13 protein-coding genes and 1 pseudogene are annotated in these 16,258 nt (G+C 70.1%); 8 read left to right on the top strand and 6 right to left on the bottom strand.

The features are described from left to right. Positions 1-7: 7 nt before the first annotated feature. The 3 genes and pseudogenes from manD to ACIREO_RS06475 all read right to left on the bottom strand — a co-directional run bounded on the left by manD (position 8) and on the right by ACIREO_RS06475 (position 2,729). Entirely contained in the window at positions 8-1,222 is a 1,215-nt protein-coding gene (manD, locus tag ACIREO_RS06485) for a D-mannonate dehydratase ManD (protein ID WP_404105903.1), read from the bottom strand. Positions 1,223-1,508: 286 nt separating this feature from the next. After that, a pseudogene (locus ACIREO_RS06480) lies at positions 1,509-1,715 on the bottom strand (GntR family transcriptional regulator); the annotation flags it as partial. 69 nt (positions 1,716-1,784) lie between these two features. Then, entirely contained in the window at positions 1,785-2,729 is a 945-nt protein-coding gene (locus tag ACIREO_RS06475; protein WP_404105901.1) for a helix-turn-helix domain-containing protein, read from the bottom strand. Positions 2,730-2,900: 171 nt separating this feature from the next. Here ACIREO_RS06475 and ACIREO_RS06470 point away from each other — a divergent pair, with 171 nt between their 5' ends. Further along, a complete protein-coding gene (locus ACIREO_RS06470; protein WP_404105898.1) occupies positions 2,901-3,941 on the top strand; it encodes an NAD(P)-dependent alcohol dehydrogenase in 1,041 nt (346 codons plus the stop codon). 88 nt (positions 3,942-4,029) lie between these two features. Here ACIREO_RS06470 and ACIREO_RS06465 read toward each other — a convergent pair whose 3' ends face one another. Continuing rightward, positions 4,030-4,647: a TetR/AcrR family transcriptional regulator gene (locus ACIREO_RS06465; RefSeq protein WP_404105895.1), complete on the bottom strand. Its 618-nt coding sequence runs from the start codon at positions 4,645-4,647 to the stop codon at positions 4,030-4,032. Between the two features lie 173 nt (positions 4,648-4,820). On the opposite strand from ACIREO_RS06465, the gene ACIREO_RS06460 reads away from it, so the two are divergent. Beyond that, on the top strand, positions 4,821-5,969 hold the full coding sequence (locus tag ACIREO_RS06460) for an FAD-dependent oxidoreductase (RefSeq protein ID WP_404105892.1): 1,149 nt from the start codon (positions 4,821-4,823) through the stop codon (positions 5,967-5,969). 33 nt (positions 5,970-6,002) lie between these two features. Here the strand turns inward: ACIREO_RS06460 and ACIREO_RS06455 are convergent, their stop codons facing one another. Beyond that, a complete protein-coding gene (locus ACIREO_RS06455) occupies positions 6,003-6,785 on the bottom strand; it encodes a class I SAM-dependent methyltransferase (RefSeq protein ID WP_404105890.1) in 783 nt (260 codons plus the stop codon). Between the two features lie 414 nt (positions 6,786-7,199). Here ACIREO_RS06455 and ACIREO_RS06450 point away from each other — a divergent pair, with 414 nt between their 5' ends. From ACIREO_RS06450 to ACIREO_RS06430, 5 genes are all read left to right on the top strand, one after another. After that, a complete protein-coding gene (locus ACIREO_RS06450; protein WP_404105887.1) occupies positions 7,200-8,495 on the top strand; it encodes a YeeE/YedE family protein in 1,296 nt (431 codons plus the stop codon). Between the two features lie 82 nt (positions 8,496-8,577). Further along, on the top strand, positions 8,578-9,300 hold the full coding sequence (locus ACIREO_RS06445; protein ID WP_404105884.1) for a response regulator transcription factor: 723 nt from the start codon (positions 8,578-8,580) through the stop codon (positions 9,298-9,300). Then, positions 9,284-11,296: a sensor histidine kinase gene (locus ACIREO_RS06440; protein ID WP_404105881.1), complete on the top strand. Its 2,013-nt coding sequence runs from the start codon at positions 9,284-9,286 to the stop codon at positions 11,294-11,296. The genes ACIREO_RS06445 and ACIREO_RS06440 overlap by 17 nt, the downstream gene beginning before the upstream one ends. A 104-nt stretch (positions 11,297-11,400) precedes the next feature. After that, positions 11,401-11,766: a hypothetical protein gene (locus ACIREO_RS06435; protein WP_404105879.1), complete on the top strand. Its 366-nt coding sequence runs from the start codon at positions 11,401-11,403 to the stop codon at positions 11,764-11,766. 88 nt (positions 11,767-11,854) lie between these two features. After that, the gene (locus ACIREO_RS06430) at positions 11,855-12,454 is read left to right on the top strand and encodes a class F sortase (RefSeq protein ID WP_404105876.1); all 600 of its coding nucleotides are present in this window, start codon (positions 11,855-11,857) and stop codon (positions 12,452-12,454) included. A gap of 48 nt (positions 12,455-12,502) precedes the next feature. On the opposite strand, the gene ACIREO_RS06425 is transcribed toward ACIREO_RS06430, so the two are convergent. Continuing rightward, positions 12,503-13,657, bottom strand: coding sequence for a PP2C family protein-serine/threonine phosphatase (locus ACIREO_RS06425; RefSeq protein WP_404105873.1), 1,155 nt, complete (start codon positions 13,655-13,657; stop codon positions 12,503-12,505). A 217-nt stretch (positions 13,658-13,874) separates the two neighbouring features. Between ACIREO_RS06425 and ACIREO_RS06420 the strand changes: the two genes are divergently transcribed. Further along, positions 13,875-16,223 carry a GH92 family glycosyl hydrolase gene (locus ACIREO_RS06420; protein WP_404105871.1) on the top strand — a complete coding sequence of 783 codons (2,349 nt, stop codon included), beginning with the start codon at positions 13,875-13,877 and terminating at the stop codon, positions 16,221-16,223. Positions 16,224-16,258: the final 35 nt, after the last annotated feature.

Here is a 16,258-nt window from a genome sequence, read left to right as displayed (position 1 = left end):
GGACAGGTCACCAGTCGTGGACCGTCCCGTCGTGCAACCGGTTGACCGGGAGGTACGCCGCTTCGTAGGGATGTGCGGCTGCCAGGCCCTCGTCCAGGTCGACCCCGATGCCCGGGGCCTCACCCGGGTACAGGTAGCCGTTCTCGAAGGTGTAGGCGTGGGGGAACACCTCCTCGGTGAGCGGGGTGTGGCCCGAGTACTCCTGGATCCCGAAGTTGTGTACGGCCAGGTCGAGGTGGACGGCGGCCGCCATGCCGACGGGGGAGATGTCCTCCGGCCCGTGGATCGCGCTCTTGATCTGGTACTGCGCGGCGAAGTCGAAGAGCTTGCGCAGCGGAGTGACGCCTCCGAAGTGCGTGACGGCGGAACGTACGTAGTCGATCAACTGCTCGGTGATCAGGGACTGGTAGTCGTACACCGTGTTGAAGACCTCGCCGATGGCCAGCGGGGTGGTGGTGTGGCGACGGACCACACGCAGGGCCTCCTGGTTCTCGGCGGGCGTGCAGTCCTCGAGCCAGAAGAGGTGGTACGGCTCCAGGTCCTTGCCGAGGCGGGCGGCCTGGAGGGGTGTGAGCCGGTGGTGTGCGTCGTGCAGGAGGGGCAGTCCGGGGCCGAACTCGGCGCGCACGGCCTCCAGGACTCGCGGCATGTGACGCAGATAGGCGTCGGTGTCCCAGTCCTCCACCAACGGCCGGGCCTGCTGGTGCAGCACCGGCGAGCCGCTGTCGTCCGTGCTCGACACGCCGTACACCGCCTTCAGTCCGGGGATGCCGGACTGCACGCGCACGGCGGGGTAGCCCTCGGCGAGGCGGGCCCGGACCGAGTCGAGGAGCTCGGGGATGTCACGGCCGTTGGCATGACCGTACGTCCCCACCCGGTCCCGGCTCGCGCCGCCGAGGAGCTGGTAGAGCGGGAGGCCCGCCGCCTTCGCCTTGATGTCCCACAGCGCGACGTCGACGGCGGCGATCGCGGCCATCGTCACCGGTCCGCGCCGCCAGTAGGCGCCCCTGTAGAGCGACTGCCAGGTGTCCTCGACGCGGTGCGGGTCCAGCCCGATGAGGAGAGGCATCACGTGGTTCTCGAGATAGCTGACCACGGCCAGCTCACGGCCGTTGAGCGTGGCGTCGCCGAGTCCGGTGAGCCCGTCGTCGGTCGTCAGCCTGAGGGTGACGAAATTACGGCCGGGGCTGGTGACGAGGACCTTCGCGTCGACAATTTTCATGGGGGTTACTTTCTTCCGAATGCGGTGGTGAGGGTCGTTCAGCCCTTGGTGGCGCCGGAGGCCAGGGCGGCCATCAGACCGCCCCAGCCGGTGCTCGCGTACGAGATGAAGTTGCATGGCCGCCGCAAGAGGTTCCGGCAGCTGATCTCCGGGATCCCGACCGGGCACCCGATCCAGCGTCGGACGGCACAGCCCCGTGCCACCGAACGGGACGCGAAAACGGCAACCCAGCGCATCCAACCCGTTCGGGATGCGCCCAGAACACATCAGTGGGCCCAGGACTCACTCCGTCGGCCTGCCCCGAGGTCTGCTCGCACACGAAGGAACCGCGACCGGACGCGACCTCGATCAGATGCTGGGCCTCCAGCCGGCGCGGAACCTCGCGTACGACGTTCCTGCCGGCGCCGAACTGAGCCGCGAACCCACGCCGTTCGGGCGCATGCGGCCTAGCCGGACCGGCGTACAGGCTGGTCCTGGGAGGTATGCGGCTGATCGGCACCTCCGATTGCCGCTCGCGACGGCGGCCGATCAGGAACCCCGGCGGCCGAAGGAACGGTTCGGTCTACGACCTTCCGGGGACGGACGTGCCCGTCCGTGTGGCGTCCGCTCCCCAGCTCGCCAGCAGCCGCAGCGCGTCGGCCGACGCCGAGCCCGGCTCCGGGTGATAGGCCACCATCGACTGTTCCGCGTCGTCGGGCAGGGCGAACGTCTCGAAGCAGAGCGTCAGGTCACCCACGAGCGGGTGATGCAGCTGCTTGAGGCCGTGGCTCTTCTCCTTGACATCGTGCCTGGCCCACAGCCGCCGGAACTCCTCGCTCTTCACGGACAGTTCACCGACAAGTGCGGAGAGGCGAGGATCGTCGGGATGGCAGCCCGCGTCCATCCGCAGATAGCTCACGATGTCCGACGCCTTCTGGTCCCATTCCACGAACAGGTCGCGGTACTCCGGCCTCAGAAACGTCAGCCGCGCCCAGTTCCGCTCCTGCGGTGGCAGCTGTGACCAGTCACCGAAGACCGAAGCGGCCATCCGGTTCCAGGCCAGGATCTCCGAACGGCGCCCGATGACGTAGGCGGGAACGCCGTCCATCGTGTCGAGCAGGTGACAGAGAGCCGTACGCACCCGCTGCTGCCGCGTCGACGGCTTCTTCCTGTGCTGCTTGGGTTTGGCGAGGTGGGTGAGATGCGCCTGCTCGGCGTTCGTCAGCCTCAGCGCGGACGCGATCGCGCCCAGTACCTCTGCGGAGACGTTCTGTCCGTTGCCCTGCTCAAGGCGTGTGTAATACGCCACGGACACTCCGGCCAGCTGGGCCAGTTCCTCACGACGCAGACCGGGGACCCGGCGGTGCCGCCCGAAGTCGGGCAGGCCCACGTCATCGGGTTTCAGCCGCGCACGCCGGCTGCGCAGGAACTCGCTGAGCTCGGCGCGCCGGTCGAGGGCATGCCCCGTGCCACCGCCGGGACCGGGGTCATCGGCGGACCGCCGCTCGGGTACAGGCTGCTCCTCCATGGGTCCAGTATCCACGGTCGTACGCACACCATCCTGACCCCGTCAGTAGTAGGACCACTGAACGTAGGCAGAACCGTGGCCTGGGTGTATGCGGTGGGATCAGGCAGGCTGGGGTGCGTGCCCGGACCGAAAGCTGCCGGGCGCAGGACCACTCCTTAGGAGAATTCCCGCATGACCACTGTCGCTGCGTACGCCGCCCCCTCCGCGAAGGCTCCGCTGGAGCGCACCACCATCGAGCGACGCACGGTCGGAGAGTTCGACGTCCTGATCGACATCAAGTTCGCCGGTATCTGTCACTCGGACATCCACCAGGCCCGTGACGGCTGGGGCGAGGGCATATTCCCGATGGTGCCCGGCCACGAGATCGCGGGCATCGTCACCGAGACCGGTTCCGGCGTCTCCAAGTTCTCGGTGGGCGACCGCGTGGGCGTCGGCTGCATGGTCGACTCCTGCCGTGAGTGCGACAACTGCAAGGCCGGCCTCGAGCAGTACTGTGCCGAGGGCAACACCGGAACGTACAACGCCGTGGACCGGAGCGGCGAGCCCACATACGGGGGCTACTCCACGCACATCGTCGTGGACGAGAACTACACCGTGCGCATCCCCGACGGCCTTGCGCTGGACGAGGCCGCGCCGCTTCTCTGCGCGGGCATCACCACGTACTCCCCGCTGAAGCACTGGAACGCCGGACCCGGCAAGAAGGTCGCCGTGCTCGGGATGGGCGGCCTCGGCCACGTGGGCGTCAAGATCGCGCACGCGCTCGGCGCCGAGGTGACCGTGCTCTCGCAGTCCCTGCGCAAGCAGGAGGACGGACTGAAGCTCGGCGCCGACCACTACTACGCCACCAGCGACCCGAAGACCTTCGAGGAGCTGGCCGGCACGTTCGACATCATCCTGTCCACGGTGTCGGCACCGCTGGACTTCGGCGCCTACCTCTCCCTCCTCAAGACGGACGGTGCGCTGGTGAACGTCGGCGCCCCTGAGGAGCCGATCTCCGTCAACCTCTTCTCGCTGATCGGCGGCCGCAAGTCCCTCTCGGGCTCCGGTATCGGCGGCATCCAGGAGACCCAGGAGATGCTGGACTTCTGCGCCGAGCACGGATTCGGAGCGGAGATCGAACTGATCGGCGCCTCCGAGATCAACGAGGCGTACGAGCGCGTGCTGAACAGTGACGTCCGCTACCGGTTCGTGATCGACACCGCGACGATCTGAGGCCCTTGGCCCCATCCCGTCCCGTACCGGGCCTAGCGCTCGGCCACCGGCCCCGACCCAACCGTCGGGGCCGGTCCTGTTTGTCGTGTCAGTCCTCGTCGGAGCCTGTGACCGCTCCGCCGGGTTCGATCTGTGACTGCCAGCCGTGGACCAGCAGGTCGAACACCGTCTCCACGGTCGCGCGTGGATCGTGCCGGCCCTTGGCCAGAGTCGGGATCTCCAGGGCGAACCGCGCGAGCGCCGAGCAGGCGAGATCGTCCACCTCCCGGCCGAGTTCCTCCGCGATCACGGTGCTGAGGGTGCCCGCGTGCCGCATCCACATACGCTCCGCGTACTCACTGAGGGCAGGAGTCCCGTCGACGAGTGCGGTGAACCGGTCCAGACGCGGATCGGATTTGATCGACACCCAGGATGTCAGCGCGTGGGCGCGGAGCGCCTCGACGACGCCTTGGCCGGCGGGCCGTTCGCGGACGGCGGCGGTCAGCTTCGCGTCGATGCTCTCCTCGCGGTCGAACACCAGCGCCTCCTTGCTCGGGAAGTGCGCGAACAGGGTCGTCGTCGACACGTCGGCCCTTTCGGCGACGTCACGGACGCTCACTCGCTCGAAGCCGTGATCGAGGAAGAGCTCAAGGGCTGCATCGGCGATGGCCTGTCTCGTCGCGGCTTTCTTGCGCTCGCGACGGCCAACGGGAGGAGAGTCGGGCATGGCAGCACTCTACCTCACCACTGGAACGAAGCAGAAACTGTAATGGTTGCACTTATGGACTCGTTTCTGCTTTGGTGGTGTCGGCAGGGGTTGCCGACCCGTCCGGGGTCGCGGCACCGGCGGCCGTCGTGCGACGGCGCCACCGGAGACCCCGCCGGCGAAAGGAACCCACCATGAACTCTCCGACGCCCGCGAACGCGCGGATCAGCATCATCGGCGCAGGCCCGGGAGGCCTCACCTGCGCACGGATCCTCCAGCGGCACGGCATCGCGGTGACGGTGTACGACCGCGACACGGATGCGGACTCCCGCGACCAGGGGGGCTCGCTCGACCTGCACGAGGAGGACGGCCAGCTCGCGCTCGGTGAAGCCGGCCTGCTGGAGGAGTTCTTCGCCCTCGCCAGGTTCGAGGGGCAGGAGATGCGCGTCGTGGACCCGGCGGGGCGTGTCCTCTCCCACCATCTGCCGGACGAGGACGAGAAGGCCAGCCCCGAGATCGACCGTGGACAGCTCCGCGGTCTCCTGCTGCGTTCACTCCCCGCCGGGACGGTCCAGTGGGGACGCACGCTCGAATCGGTGGGCGGACCGGCCGACGGGCCGCGCACGCTGACGTTCACCGACGGGACGGCCGTCGAGACGGATCTCGTGATCGGTGCGGACGGAGCCTTCTCCCGGGTCCGCGCGGCGATGTCGGCCGCGACCCCGCGCTATACCGGGGTCAGCTTCCTCGAAGCGTGGTTCGACGGGATGGAGAGCGCACACCCCGAGCTCAGCGAACTGGTCGGGAGGGGCAGCGCCCATGTCGCCGACGGCGAGCGAGGCCTCTTCGCGCAGCGCAACAGCGGCGGCCACATGCGCGTCTACATCATGCAGCGCGTCCCGGTGGACTGGATCGCCGAGAGCGGGCTCCGCCCCGAGGACACCGAAGGCATCCGCGCGCATCTGCTGAAGACGTTCGCGGGCTGGTCACCGCAGGTGCTTCGCATGATCACCGAAAATGACGGCCCCTATGTCGACCGTCCGCTCCTCGCCCTGCCGGTGCCCCACACCTGGGAGCGCTCATCGAGTGCGGCCCTGCTGGGAGACGCCGCACACCTCATGCCGCCGCTCGGCGTCGGCGTCAACCTCGCCATGCTCGACGCCGCCGAACTCGCGCTGGCGCTCGTCCGCTCCTCCACCGTCGACGACGCCGTGCGCACCTACGAGAAGTCGATGCTCCCTCGCTCGACCGAAATAGCGCAGATGCTCGAAGGTGGCGCCGAGCAGCTTCTGGCCGTCCCCGGCCCCGACGAGATCGCGCAGTCGGGTCCGGCCAGGCGCTGACGTCAGGTGCGTCGGCGGCCGCGTTCCCCGGACTCAGCGGAGCGCGGCCACCAGTGCGTCGCTCGCGGAGCACCAGACCTGTCGGGCCTCGCTGAAACCCTGCTCCAGCAAGGTCTCCACGTGCCAGCGGGTGAGGGCAGGACGATCACGCCGACCGCCGTCCGGCCTGGGCCGGCGTGGATCGCCCAGCTGGGCGAAGCGCTCGGCCGTGGGCGCGGCGAGGTGCGGGTCACGGGCAGCAGCGTCCCACCAGTCCGCCCAGTCCACCGCCCCCTGCCGGCGCTGTCGCTCCTGACGTCCGGTGTGCAGGGAACTCAGGGCCGCGTTGATGCGGGGGGCCGAATCGTCGTGCATGTGGTCGGCGTTGAGGAAGACGCCGCCCTCGCGAAGGACTCCCGTGAGCGAGCCGTAGAGACGGCGCAGGGGCTCGGTGTCCAGCCAGTGCAGGGCGGTGGCCGTCACCACGGCATCGTAGGGCGCTCGGGGGAGGCGTCCGGTCCAGGCGGGGTCCGTGAGGTCGGCCTCCACGAAGGTGACGCGGCGGTCGTCGGCGAAGTGCCCGCGTGCGATGGTCAGGAGCGCCGGGTCGATGTCCAGGCAGGTGCTGCTGGCGCCGGGCAGCCGCCGGAGGAGCCGGTCGGAGATGCTGCCGGTGCCACAAGCCAGGTCGAGGACGCGTGGGGTGGGGCCTGCCACGGCCTCGACCGTGTCGAGCATGACCCGGAAGCGCTCTTCCCGGTCCGGCATGTACCACTCCTGCTGGCGATCCCAACTGGTCTGCCAGCGCTGCCATTCGGAGGTGGCCGTTGCTGTCATGAGTGTGGTTCTTCCCTTCCGTTCACGGTGTGCGCGGGGCCGGGGGCCCCGCGGAGCCGGCGCCCGGATGCCGGGCGCGCAGCAGCAGGCGGGTGGTCGGTGCGTCATCAAGTTATTGCAAACTCTGTGCAAGTGGTGGCGGCGGACGCCGGGTGGGTGGACGGAAGTATCGACTGAGAAGCCGTCCCAGGAATCTTCCGCATGTCGAGACGGCCAGGCATGCGGAAGGTCGTCGTCCGTATATTCGTACGCATGTCTGCATCGGCCCTGACACTGTGCCTCGCGTTGTTCGCGCACTCGGCGTGGTGCGTCGACGACGGCCTCTGTCGCGGCTGAGACCCCGCGTCGGCGGCGCCTGTCACGCCGCCGGCAGCCAATGCCGCTGTCCGCCGAGCACCATCCCGGAGACCTTTCGTGACCCCCACCGCGCCATCCGCCGGGCCGGCCGCGCCGCCGCGCGCGCTGCCCGCCCTGTTCGTTCCTTCTCCCACCTCGGTGCCGCGACCGGAGGCGCCGCCCCTGCCTCCGGTTCGCAGGACGCCACTCGTCGTGTCCGGACTGCTCGCAGTGGCTCTGACCGCGTACGTGTGGTCCGCGCACGGCGCCAAGCCGGGCGTGCTGCTCCTGCTCGGGCTGGGGCTGGGCGTCGCCCTCTTCCACTCCCGGTTCGGCTTCACCTCCGCCTGGCGGCAGCTGATCGCCGTCGGCAACGGCGCGGGGCTTCGGGCCCACGCGCTGTTGCTCGGCACCACCGCCACGCTGTTCGCGCTGATCATCGGCACGAGCACAGGGCTGTTCGGATCGCAGCCGGCGCCGTCCGCCGGACCGATCGGCGTCGGTCTGTTCGCCGGCTCGCTGCTCTTCGCCATCGGGATGCAGCTCGGCGGCGCCTGCGCCTCGGGCACCCTCTTCGCGGTCGGCTCGGGACAGACCTCGGTGCTTCTGACGCTCGGCGGATTCATCGCGGGGGCCACCCTCGCCGCCTGGCAGTTCGACCTGTGGAAGGACCTTCCCGCCTGGGAGCCGGTCGTACTCTCCGACCACATCGGCTGGTTCGGCTCCTGGGCGGTCACGATCGCCGCGCTGCTGCTGGTGGTCGTGGTCACCCGGCGGGTCCAGGCCCGGCGCAACCCGCCGCCCCTCGGCGTCGTGCCTTCCGCGCGCACCTCGGTCGTACGGGCCTTCCGCGGCTCCTGGCCGCTGGCCGCCGGCGCCCTGGCGCTGGCCGTGCTCGGCGCGGGCGTCCTGATGGTGTCCGGCGGCGCCTGGGGTGTCACGAGCGCCTTCAGCCTGTGGGGCTCGGAACTGGTGGGCGCCCTCGGTGGCCACCCGGAGAACTGGACCTGGTGGCGGCAGGACGGCAATGCGGAGATGCTGGCGGGCCCGGTTCTGGCCGACAAGACCAGCCTCACCGATATCGGCATCATGATCGGTGCGGCGGTGGCAGCCGCGCTCGGCGGTACCTGGGCCCTGCATCGCGGTATCCCGTGGCGTACGGCCGTCGCGGCGGTGCTCGGCGGTGTGCTCATGGGCGTGGGCGCACGACTGGCCGGAGGCTGCAACATCGGTGCCTATCTCGCGGGCATCGCCTCGGGCAGCCTCAGCGGCTGGCTGTGGGGCGCGGTGGCGCTGGCCGGCACCTGGATCGGGCTCCGGCTGCGTCCCCTGTTCGGTCTGGGCAACCCTGCGCCGGGTGACGGCGTCTGCTGATCACCGCGGCCTCCCGTACGCCGAACTGTCCGTTCCCATGGCGGAAGTTCGCGGTTCGCGAGCCTCCTCTACGATCATCCACGTGTGCGCAAACGTGATAGTCGCGGAAGACGACGCTAAACAGGCCGAGCTGGTCCGCCGCTACCTCGAACGCGAGGGTCACGCGGTGACGGTGGTGTCCGACGGCCTAGCCGCGCTCGAACAGGCGCGGCAGGGTGCGCCGGACCTGCTGGTACTCGACGTGATGATGCCGCGAGCGGACGGGCTCGACGTGGTTCGCGTGCTGCGCGCCGAGGGACGGGAACTGGCGGTCCTCATGCTGACCGCCCGGGCCACGGAGGACGATCTGCTGCTCGGGCTGGACCTGGGGGCGGACGACTACATGACCAAGCCCTACAGCCCGCGCGAGCTCATGGCACGGGTGCGCACGCTCCTGCGGCGCACCCGACGGGACGCGGCACGCGAGGACGGCCACGTGCTGCGGGTGGGATCGCTCGCCGTCGACTCCGTGCGCCACGAGGTAGCCGTCGACGGCGTGGAGGTCGAGTGCACGCCGGGGGAGTTCCGGCTCCTCTCGGCAATGGCCGCAGAACCCGAACGGGTCTTCACCCGGGAGCAGCTCCTCGCCGAACTCCACGGATTCGACCGCTACATCAGCAGCCGTACCGTCGATGTGCACATCATGAACCTCCGCAAGAAGATCGAGCGAGCGCCCCGCCGCCCGGTCCGGCTGCTCACCGTCTTCGGAGTCGGTTACAAACTCATGGACCCGTTGAAGGGCGCCCCGCGTGTCCCGGCGCGCTGAGCGCGGCGGACCGCGCCTGAGGCTCCCGCTGCGCAAGAGTCTCCTGGGCCGGCTGCTGGCGGTGTCGGCTCTCGTCGCGGCCTGTTCGGTCGCCGCGACCGCGTGGCTGGCCGTACAGACCACTTCCGGAGCGATCGAGCAGGAGCAGGGCCGCAACCTGGCCGCGGACACCCGCGTCCTCGACGCCCTGCTCGCCTACGCGGCCGAACACCCCTCCTGGGACGGGGTGGGCGCCACGGTGAACGAGCTGGCCGACACGTCCGGCCGGCGGATCACGCTGACGACGCAGAGCCGGCAGATCCTCGCGGACTCCGCCGCCTCCCCGCCGCCGGCCCTGCCTCCCCAGGCATCGGCGGTCGTGGACCCGCTGTCCGTCGCCGCCACCTCCGAGGCCGATTCGGGGGCCGGTTCCGTGACGGTCGCCGCACCCGGAACGGACGGGGAACAGCGCTCCGGCAACGACCGGGTCGACCCGCGGGCCGTCGGACCGTTCAGGCTGCCCGCGGCCGAGCGCACGTCGTTGAGACGTAGCGCGGACGAGGCGGTGCAGTGCCTCAGCCGGTCCGGGATCGCCTCGGACGTCGTCGAGGGGCCGAGCGGGAGGCCACGTATCCAGGTCGTGGGCAACGATCCGGACCGCGTGCGCGACACCCGGTGCTCCACGGACGCCCTGGACAGCCCCACCGCGACAGAGACGAAGGCGCTCACCGCGCTCAACGAGCTCGTCAACGCCTGCCTGGACCGTCAGGGGCGCGAAGCAGTACGGCTCGATCTCGACCTCTCGTGGAGAACGGGCTCGGAGCCGGCCACCGCGACCGCGGTCCCCCAGGCGTCGCCCGTACCCACCATGGGTGTTCCGGGGGAGCCCCGGCCCACAGAGGTCGCCACCCCGTCACCCATGGACGGCGAGACCGACCGCGACACCGCCTCGTGCGTCGGCATCGCCCGCCAGGAGCAGCTCAGTTCGTACGTCGCCTCACCCGCCCTGCTGTTCATCAGCGACCCCGGCGGCGGCGCCGTGCCCGGGTTCGAGCTGTCCCCCGCCAACACGGCGAAGATCATCGGGGTCGCGGCGCTCGTCCTCGCGCTCACCGTCGGCGCCTCGATCCTCGCCGGAGTCCGGCTCGTGAGGCCGCTGCACGCGCTCACGGGAGCGGCCCAGCGGATGCGGGACGGAGAGGAACCGTCGCATGTGGTGGTCGCCGCGGACAACGAGATCGGGCGGCTGGCCGCCGCGTTCAACGACATGTCGGCGCACCGCGCCCGGCTGGAGGAACAGCGAAAGGTGATGGTCAGCGACGTCGCGCACGAACTGCGCACACCGTTGAGCAACATCCGAGGGTGGCTGGAGGGAGCCGAGGACGGCATCGCCGACGTGGACGCGATGTTCGTCTCCTCGCTCCTGGAGGAGGCCGTGCAGCTGCAGCACATCATCGACGACCTCCAGGACCTGTCGGCGGCAGACGCCGGCTCCCTGCGTCTGCACCCCGAACCCGTACGGATCGAGGACCTGCTCGCCCATGCCGTGGCGGCACACCAGTCACAGGCCGATGGCGCCGCTGTCGGGCTCACCGTGGCCGCTCCGGAAGGGCACGAGCCGGTACCCGAGCTCACCGCCGACCCGGTCCGGCTGCGGCAGGCGATCGGCAACCTGGTGTCCAACGCCCTGCGCCACACCCCGGCCGGAGGTCACGTGACGCTGCGCGCCTACGCGACCGGGGCCGGGGGAGTGGACGGCGAGGTGGTGCTGGAGGTCGCCGACACCGGGAGCGGAATGGCGCCCGAGGACCTGCCGTACGTCTTCGACCGGTTCTGGCGCGCGGAGAAGTCACGCAGCCGGCGTACGGGGGGCAGCGGCCTCGGGCTGGCGATCGTCCGCAAGCTCGTCGAGGCACACGGCGGGACGGCCGGCGTGGTCAGCACGGTGGGACAGGGATCGGTCTTCACCCTGCGGCTGCCGTCGGCCGGCCCTGATCCGATGAACATGGCGGTCTGACAGCTTCCTCACAACTTCACTCCAGTCTGTGGGCATGCCCGGCGCCCGACGCGCATCCGTGTAAGGGCAACAACACCAATGCCGAGCTGGAATCGGAGTTCTTCATGTCCCTTCGTCCGACCCTGCGTACCGCGGTCCTGGCCACAGTCGGCCTGGGCGCGGTTCTGCTCCCGTCCGCCGTGGCCGTCGCCGACAGTGCGCCCACAGAGGTGCCCACGGCGGAGCCCGCCAGGGAGAGCGCGACCCCGACGCCCGTGCCCGAAGCCGGGGAGCCCACCAAGATGTCGACTCCGGCCCCAGCCAAGATGAAGCCCGGCACGGTCCCGCGCGGCGGCGTCGCGGCCGGCGAGCGCCCGTCCCAGGGCGCCGGTGACACCGCGCTGTACGGTTCCGCGGCCGGAACGGTGCTGCTGGCGGGCGCGGGCGTCTTCGTGCTGCGCCGCCGGTCCACCGCACAGCGCAACGGCTGATCCAGCCCGGTGGCGCCGCTCCCCGCCAGGGGGCGGCGCCACCTGCCGTTCCTCCTCCCGATATCGCTCGCCCCGCACCGGAGTACTCATGCCCCTCGCACCGAACTTGTCCTGGCGGACGGCCCTGTCCGTGGCGGCAGCAGGTCTGCTGCTCGCCCCCCTCACCGCCTGCGGTGCGGCCGACGCGCCCGAACAGTCCGTCAGGACGGCCTCGCGCACGCCCCCGCCCTCGGAAGCGCCCAAAGCGCCGGCCCCGACGCGGCTGACCGTCCCGTCGCTCGGGATAGACAGCGAGCTGCTGCGGCTGGGACTCAACGAGGACGGCACGGTCGAGGTCCCGCCCGCAGACAAGGGCATGACAGCCGGCTGGTACGCGGGCGGTGCCGTGCCCGGCGAGCCCGGCGCCGCCGTGCTCATCGGCCACAACGACACACGGTTCGGCAAGGCCGTCTTCCACGACCTGCACACGATCGCCAAGGGGGCGGACATCGCCGTGTCCGACGGGGATGGGGAAGAGACTCACTTCGCCGTCACCGGCACGGAGACCGTCAGCAAGAATGCGTTCCCCAGCGAGAAGGTCTACGGAGCCACCGACGACCGGGTGCTCCGGCTGATCACGTGCGACGGCGACTTCGACGCCGACGGACACCCTCTGGACAACCTCATCGTGTACGCGGCCCTGCGCTGACCGGGGGAGCCCGGCCGCCCCGCGGCACTCACGGCGCCGGAGCTCCTGTTACGCCGGGTTACGGGCATGCTCCGCCCGGGTGACGGCGACCAGGGCCAGATCGTCGGCCAGGACGCCGTCCGTATGGGTGTGGACCGCCCGGGCGAGCGTGTCCACGACGGCCGGCGGTCCGTGGCGCCACGACTCCCGGAGGTCCTTGTCCGGTGTGTAGAACCGCCCGTGGGCGTCACGGGCCTCCAGGAGCCCGTCCGTGCACAGCAGGAGCAGACTCCCCGGGCCGAAGGAGCGCGACTCGTCGGCCCACGGTCCCGTGTCGAGTTCGCCGAGCCCCAGAGGCAGTCCGGGATGTTCGGGCTCCCAGACCTGCAGGGCGGTCTCGTTCACCAGGAAAGCCGGGCAGTGCCCACGGCTGATCAGACGTACTTCCGTGCCGTCGTCCGGGATCTGCGCGATGGCCGCGGTGATGAACTGCTCACCGGCCACCTCGCTCCCACCGCCGACCGCGGCGGTCTCCCGGGTGTGACGGGTCACCGCTTCGTCGAGGTGGCGGGCCAGCTCGGGCAGGGTCGGGGTGTGGTGGGCGGCTTCGTGGAAGCTGCCCACCAGAGCGGCGACGCCGGGAATGGAGTTCAGCCCCTTGCCGCGTACGTCACCGATGAGCAGGCGCACGCCGTACCTGGTGTGCTCCGCCGCGTACAGGTCGCCTCCGACGGAGGCCGCGGCGGACGCGGCTTCGTAGCGGACCGCGATCCAGGTGTTGCCCCACCACGCCCGTACGGGCGGGAGAACGGCACGCTGGGCGCTCTCCGCCACACGCTGGGCTCTGAGAAGGCGGTCCCACAGGGACAGCCGCAGCCGGCACAGAGGCACGGACGCCCAGGCGAGGACCACCATCGCGACGTAGTCGACCACCGCGTGCTCGCCGTCGGACGGCAGGTGCCTCGCGAAGAGAAGGATCAGTCCGGCCAGACTGTTGAGAACCGCTACCCAGACCACGGAACGCAGCGAGTACACACAAGCCGCGATCATGGAGCTCAGGATCAGGAACACGTCCCCGCTGAACGCTCCCGGCGTGGGCAGGTCGATCGCCAGGGCGAGAAGCACCAGTGACAGCGGCGCGAACCGCGTCCACCGCGGGAGCAGGTCGCTCGTGCTGCGCGGGGCGTGCGACGTCAGCCCTGTCGCGTTGCGGTAGGGGCTCAATGCATCGCCTCCGGGGTGAAACAGGCAGGCCGCCGCCGGGCAGGATCTGCTTCCTCCTCCGACCTTGGCGCCGGAAGCCCCGTCCCGCACTCGGAGCGGGCACCAAGAAGCAAGGGAGGGGGCTGCCGCGACTCTTGACGAGTACACGTACGCAGGCAAAGAATGATCGCGCAGTGCATATGACAACGTTGTCCAATGTCCGAGAGGCGCTCATTCCATGAGATGGACCCACTGGATTCGCGGTGCGGGGACGCTGGCCGCCACGGCCGCTCTCCTCGGCGGCGCCGTCGCCGCACCTGCCGCGGCGGACGGAGGGGGGCACGCGGAGCGCGCCCGGCTCACCGATCTCGTCAACCCGTTCATCGGGACCGAGAACGAGGGCAACACCTATCCGGGCGCGGCCGTGCCGTTCGGCATGGTGCAGTTCTCGCCCGACACCGGGCACAACACCGGCTACGACTACTCGGAGACCCACATCAGGGGCTTCTCCACCGTGCACATCTCCGGTGTGGGCTGCGGCCTCGGCGGTGACCTCCCGGTACTTCCGACGACCGGTGACATCACGTCGACGGACAACGCCGCATACGCGGCGGAGTTCAGCCACGACGACGAGAAGGCGAGCCCCGGCACCTATGAGGTCGGTCTCAAGACAGGCATCAAGGCCGAGCTGAGCGCCACCGAGCGCACGGGGGTGCAGCGCTACACCTTCCCTGCCACGGACAAGGCCAACGTCCTCATCAACGCGGGCCAGTCGCTGCACAAGACCGTGAACACCGAGGTCGAGATCATCGACGACCGCACCGTACGCACGGCGATCACCGGCAGCGGCTTCTGCCAGGACACCAAGCCGTACACGGTGTACACCATCACCCGCTTCGACCGGCCCTTCACGACCTCCGGTACATGGAAGGGCGACGCGGTCAGCGAGGGTTCGAAGTCCTCGTCCGCGGCTGAGGAGCGCAACGGCGCCTTCGTGCGCTTCGACACCTCCAAGGACCGCACCGTCGAGGCGACCACCGCGATCTCGTACGTGGACTCCAAGGGTGCCGCCCTCAACCTCCGCGCCGAAGGCGGCCGTTCGTACGACCGTGTCGCGCGTGCCGCGCAGGCAGCATGGGAGGACCGCCTCGACGACGTCCGGGCGAAGGGCGGCAGCGAGACCCTGCGCCGGACCTTCTACTCGTCCCTCTACCGATCGTTCCTCGCGCCGAACACCGGCAGCGACGTCGACGGCCGCTACACCGGCTGGGACCAGGAGATCCACCGCGCCAAGGGGTTCACCTACTACCAGAACTGGTCACTCTGGGACACCTACCGCACCCAGGCGCAGCTCCTGTCGCTGCTCGCACCGCACGAGTCCCGCGACATGGCCCTGTCCGTCCTCAAGATCGACGAGGACAGCGGCTGGCTGCCCAAGTGGGGCTACGGAACGGTCGAGACGAACATCATGACCGGTGACCCGGTCACACCGTTCCTCACCAACGCCTACCAGCAGGGCCTGCTCAAGGGGCACGAGGAACAGGCCTACCGGGCCCTGAAGAAGAACGCCGACGGCGTGCCCCCCGCCGGCTCCGCCCCTGTGGGCCGCGAGGCCAACAAGGAGTACCTCGCCGACGGCTTCGCGCCGTACATCAAGGACCGTGCCCATGTGAAGCCGGGCGACTCCGACTACGACCACGGCGCCTCGGCGACCCTGGAGTACGCGCTGTCCGACGCGATGCTCGGGCAGATGGCGAAGGAACTCGGGCACGACGACGACGCCGCGCGGTATGCGGAGCGGGCGCAGAACTACCGGAAGATCTTCGACAGTTCGACCGGCTTCTTCCGCGCACGGGACGCGGGCGGTGCCTTCACCGGCCCCGCCGACCCGGCGCAGAGCGAGGGCTTCCACGAGGGGACGTCCTGGCAGTACCAGTGGCTCGTCCCGCAGGACCTGCCCGGCGTGGTCTCCCTGATCGGCGGCACGCAGTCGGCCAACGAACGGCTCGACTCCTTCTTCGCCTACGAGGAGCTGCTGCAGGACCCGGCGAAGACCGCCCGCGAGGTGTGGGTGAACGGGCCGTACGACTACTACAACGCGGACAAGTACAACCCGCAGAACGAGCCCGACCTCATCGCTCCCTACACCTACCTGTCCACCGGACAGCCCTGGAAGACGACCGACGTGGTCCACGCCGCGCTCACGCTCTTCACGGACGCCCCGACCGGCATGACCGGAAACGACGACCTCGGGACGATGTCAGCCTGGAACGTCCTGTCCTCGATCGGGATCTTCCCGGTCCAGCCGGGCACCGACACCTGGGGCCTGTCGACCCCCGTCTTCGAGAGGGTGGACCTGACCCTCGACCGGCGCTACTACCCCGAGGGCGGCCTGACCGTGAAGGCTCCCGGCACCTCCGGCTCGGCGCGCTACATCCAGGCGGCGCGGGCGGACGGGGACGCGTACGGGAAGACCTACCTGACCACCGAGGACATCCGCTCCACGCGCGACCTGTCCTTCGAGGTCGGCACGGAGCCCTCGCAGTGGGGAACATCGGCGGACGCGGCACCGCCCGCCCTGAAGTGAGGTTCTGAGCGGGTGTCGAACCGGCCGGGGAGCGT

The organism is Streptomyces sp. NPDC102441, assembly GCF_044765585.1.
Lineage (GTDB): Bacteria > Actinomycetota > Actinomycetes > Streptomycetales > Streptomycetaceae > Streptomyces.
Note: the sequence above shows the minus strand (reverse complement) of the source record. Positions and strands in the feature narration are given on the sequence as shown.

Bases quoted from the DNA above. Each gene is read 5' to 3' on its own strand.
- manD (WP_404105903.1), bottom strand. From the start codon at position 1,222: ATGAAAATTGTCGACGCGAAGGTCCTCGTCACCAGCCCCGGCCGTAAT.
- ACIREO_RS06475 (WP_404105901.1), bottom strand. From the start codon at position 2,729: ATGGAGGAGCAGCCTGTACCCGAGCGGCGGTCCGCCGATGACCCCGGT.
- ACIREO_RS06470 (WP_404105898.1), top strand. From the start codon at position 2,901: ATGACCACTGTCGCTGCGTACGCCGCCCCCTCCGCGAAGGCTCCGCTG.
- ACIREO_RS06465 (WP_404105895.1), bottom strand. From the start codon at position 4,647: ATGCCCGACTCTCCTCCCGTTGGCCGTCGCGAGCGCAAGAAAGCCGCG.
- ACIREO_RS06460 (WP_404105892.1), top strand. From the start codon at position 4,821: ATGAACTCTCCGACGCCCGCGAACGCGCGGATCAGCATCATCGGCGCA.
- ACIREO_RS06455 (WP_404105890.1), bottom strand. From the start codon at position 6,785: ATGACAGCAACGGCCACCTCCGAATGGCAGCGCTGGCAGACCAGTTGG.
- ACIREO_RS06435 (WP_404105879.1), top strand. From the start codon at position 11,401: ATGTCCCTTCGTCCGACCCTGCGTACCGCGGTCCTGGCCACAGTCGGC.
- ACIREO_RS06430 (WP_404105876.1), top strand. From the start codon at position 11,855: ATGCCCCTCGCACCGAACTTGTCCTGGCGGACGGCCCTGTCCGTGGCG.
- ACIREO_RS06420 (WP_404105871.1), top strand. From the start codon at position 13,875: ATGAGATGGACCCACTGGATTCGCGGTGCGGGGACGCTGGCCGCCACG.